The 3,952-nt window shown below is 63.6% G+C and carries 2 protein-coding genes; one reads left to right on the plus strand and one right to left on the minus strand.

Annotated features, from left to right (window positions below):
* Positions 1-62 precede the first annotated feature (62 nt).
* The gene (locus tag ACNPM8_RS04105) at positions 63-1,580 is read right to left on the minus strand and encodes a cation:dicarboxylate symporter family transporter (RefSeq protein ID WP_105656512.1); all 1,518 of its coding nucleotides are present in this window, start codon (positions 1,578-1,580) and stop codon (positions 63-65) included.
* A gap of 444 nt (positions 1,581-2,024) precedes the next feature.
* Between ACNPM8_RS04105 and ACNPM8_RS04110 the strand changes: the two genes are divergently transcribed.
* Complete coding sequence (locus tag ACNPM8_RS04110; protein WP_133833865.1) at positions 2,025-3,878, plus strand: ABC transporter ATP-binding protein; 1,854 nt, start codon at positions 2,025-2,027, stop codon at positions 3,876-3,878.
* Positions 3,879-3,952: the final 74 nt, after the last annotated feature.

Here is a 3,952-nt window from a genome sequence, read left to right on the forward strand (position 1 = left end):
AGCCCCCCCCGGCCGATTAGCTCTCAAGGTCCCCGCAGTTTTCCGTGCGGCAACCGCCTGACTCAGCTGCGCGCTTCTGCGCGTTCCTCATCGGGGTAGCTTTTTTGCGTGGCCGCAGCTGCTTCGGCTTCGGTTGCCGGGCTCATATCGAACTTGAGCAGGGCCTCCGGGGTGGGGCCACCGCCGAACTTCGGTGAAGGCTGGCCGCCGTTGGCTACGCGTTCGGCCTCCATGGCTTCCCATTCCTCATCGCGTCCGAGCATGCGGGCCGAGTCCTCATTGGTGATTTCCCCGGCAAAGGCGCGCTTCATTGCCTCGCGGTCGAACTGCCCTTCCCATTTGGCGACCACGAAGGTGGCCACGCAGTTGCCCAGCAGGTTCACGGCAACGCGCATCGAATCCATGATGCGGTCCGCGCCCAGCAACAGGGCCACGCCGGCCACCGGGAAGATGCCCAGGGCGGCTGCCGTCGCCGATAGGGCCAAGAACGAGGATCCAGGGACGCCGGCCATGCCCTTGGAAGTCAGCAGCAGGATGCCCAGGGCGGCAAGCTGCTGGCCAAAGCTGAGATTGTGGCCGAACGCCTGGGCCAGGAACAGCAGCGAGATGGACAAGTAGATGGCCGCACCGTCGAGGTTGAAGGAATATCCGGTCGGGACCACCAAGCCGGTGGTGGCGCGGGAGCATCCGGCGTTGGTCAGCTTGGTCATGATGCGAGGCATCACCGACTCGGTTGATGCGGTGCCCAGGGCCAGCAGGAATTCCTCGCGGGTGTACTTGATGAATTGCCACAGCGGAACCCGGGCAAATCCCCAGGCGATCAGGAAGAGGATGCCGATGAACAGCAGGGCCGCGGCGTAGCAGGCGAGAATTAATTTCGCATAGGTGCCCAGTGTCTCGATGCCGTATTGGCCGATGATGAAGCCCATGGCGCCGAAGGCACCCAGGGGTGCGACCCGCATGACCCAGCTCATGACCTTGAAGATCAGCTCCAGAACGTTCTCGAACACCGCGAGCAGTGGTGCGCAGCGTTCCTGGCCGACCACCACGATGGCTGCGCCGAAGAAGACCGAGAAGAACAACACCTGCAGCAAGTTATTATCCGCGAAGGCGCCGATGACGCTGACCGGGATGATTCCCAGGATGAAGTCGGCGGCCCCCTTGGCCTCTCCGGATTTCTCTTCGATGGCCCCGGCGTCGAGGGATGACGGGTCGATGTTCAACCCGGCGCCTGGCTGAAAGAGGTTGGCAATGATCAGGCCGAAGACCAGGGCGAAGAGTGTGGCGCAGGTGAAGTAGACCAATGCCTTGACGCCAACGCGTCCCACTGCCTTGACATCGCCCACCGCCGCAATGCCGGTGACAATCACCAGGAAGATCAGCGGGGCGATGATCATCTTGATCAGCATGATGAATCCGTCGCCCAGCGGGCGCAACTCGGATCCGACCTTCGGCAGGAAGTGGCCGATCAAGACGCCGGCGACGATTGCGACGCCAAGCTGGAAGAACAGGGAAGTGTAGAAAGGTTTCTTGGGGGTTGGCTCAGCGACCCGGAAGTCGTCTGCGGATTTGATTTTCATGGCTGCTCCTGAGGATGGACTCGCTCCGAGGTATGTGCCCGTGGCTTGGATGGTGTCAACTGTAAGGCACGTCACAATATTCCGCAATGAAAAAAGATAATTTCGTTATGCGGAATGGATTCCTTCTGGATTATGGAATTAATCCGTGTTTGATAGGCATTTATCTGGCTCCGAGTACCGCTGTGCCGATGGCGGCAGCGTTGGGCGTGTCACGCGCCATCGGGGGCTCGTGCTGTGCCGCGCGGGGCCGGCGAGGAATGAACCCGGGGGTACCGCTGTTCTTGATGCAGGGATCCCGGTTATTGCGCGTCGGGCAATCGGGCTGTGTCGCCCGGGCTGGCCGCCGTAAGCTGACCCTACCTGGAAGTCGCGGATGGCTTACTGGGATCATGGACAAAGGTGGAACCCACCGATTACTTCCAGCAGGATTGAGAGCACTCACTTATGAGCATGGAAAGCGCCGCCTGGCATTCGCTATGGAAGCTGTCAGGAGACAAGGGCAAGGCCTACGCTCCAACCACGCCTAAGCGAGTGCTGAAGTTCGCAGCCAGCTACAAGTCCCGGCTGCTGGTCTTCGTCGTCTTCTCCATCTTCGCCGCAGTCCTGGCCGTGATCACCCCGGTGCTCGCTGGACGGGTGGTCGACGAAGTCGTCGCGCAATCCGGGGTGCGGACGATCATCAACTTGGCTCTGGTCATGGCGGGGATCGCGATCCTGGATGCGGTGGTGTCCGTAGTGGTCCGCTGGTTCTCCTCGCGCTTGGGCGAGGGCATCATCTATGACCTGCGCACCGCAGTCTTCGACCATGTGCAGAAAATGCCGGTGGCATTCTTCTCGCGCACCAGGACCGGTGCGCTGGTCAGCCGCTTGAACAACGATGTCATCGGCGCGCAATCCGCCTTCGCCGGAACCCTTTCCGGGCTGGTCTCCAATACCGTGGCGCTGGTGCTCACCGCTGCGGTCATGTTCACCACCTCGTGGCAGGTCACGCTGATCGCTCTGGTGCTGCTGCCGATTTTCCTCTTGCCCGCCCGCCATTTCGGCAGGTCCGTGGCCCTGTTGCGTCGTGAATCCGCGGACCTGAACGCGACCATGGGCAACCAGATGACCGAGCGCTTCTCCGCCCCCGGCGCCACCTTGATCAAGCTTTTCGGCCGTCCCAAGGACGAGTCCGAGCAGTTCGCGCTGCGTGCCGGCAAGGTGCGGGATATCGGCGTCAAGATGGCCATGCGCCAGTTCTACTTCGTCGCCGCGCTGACCCTGGTTGCGGCCTTGGCCCTCGCCCTGGTCTACGGTCTGGGCGGCATGTACGCGGTGCGCGGCGATCTGGCCGCCGGCGACGTGGTGGTCCTGGGCATGCTGCTCACCCGCCTCTACACGCCGCTGACCGCACTGGCCAACGCGCGCGTGGAAATCACCAGCGCGCTGGTCAGCTTCGACCGCGTCTTCGAGGTGCTGGACTTGGAGCCGCTGATTGCCGATGCCCCGAACGCCCGCCGCCTCGAGGCCGGGGCGGTGCCGGTGAGATTCAACCACGTGAGCTTCTCCTACCCGAGCGCCGACAAGGTCTCGCTGGCTTCGCTGGAAGAAGTAGCCATCCTGGACACCCGCGGCGGCGAAGAGGTCCTGCACGATATCGACTTCGAGATCCCCGCGGGCCAAACCTACGCGCTGGTGGGCTCCTCGGGTGCGGGCAAGTCCACCATCGCCTCGCTGCTGGCGCGCCTGTACGACGTGGATTCGGGCAGTGTTGAACTGGCCGGCGAGGATATCCGCCAGCTTGAGCTCGATTCGCTGCGTTCGACGGTGTCCATGGTGACCCAGGACGGGCACCTCTTCCACGAGAGCATCCGCTCCAACCTGACGCTGGCCCGGCCCGAAGCGACCGAAAAGCAGATCTGGGAGGCGCTGGAGCGTGCCCGGCTGAAGCCGGTGATCGCTTCCTTGCCCGATGGCCTGGATACCGTGGTGGGCGAGCGGGGCTACCGGCTTTCCGGTGGCGAACGCCAGCGCATGACCATTGCCCGTCTGCTGCTGGCAGCACCCCAGGTAGTCATCCTGGATGAGGCGACGGCGGCCCTGGACTCGTCGAATGAAGCGGCGGTGCAGGCGGCGCTGGGCGAGGCGCTGGCAGACCGCACGGCGCTGATCATTGCCCACCGCCTGTCGACCATCCGCTCGGCGGACCAGATCCTGGTCGTGGAGGGCGGGCGCATCGTCGAGCGCGGAACCCACAGCGAGCTGCTGGCCTTCGGCGGGCGCTATAGCGAGCTGCACGAAACCCAGTTCGCGCAGTAGCACGCCTGTTCGCCGGCTCCATAGGTGTTCCGGCACCAGCGCGAACTGAGATGCGCCCCCTGGGCGGTCGATGC

It is taken from the genome of Glutamicibacter sp. AGC46, assembly GCF_053543715.1.

What these genes read in the sequence shown, in the direction of transcription:
- ACNPM8_RS04105 (WP_105656512.1), bottom strand. Translation starts at nt 1,580, where the DNA reads ATGAAAATCAAATCCGCAGACGACTTCCGGGTCGCTGAGCCAACCCCC.
- ACNPM8_RS04110 (WP_133833865.1), top strand. Translation starts at nt 2,025, where the DNA reads ATGAGCATGGAAAGCGCCGCCTGGCATTCGCTATGGAAGCTGTCAGGA.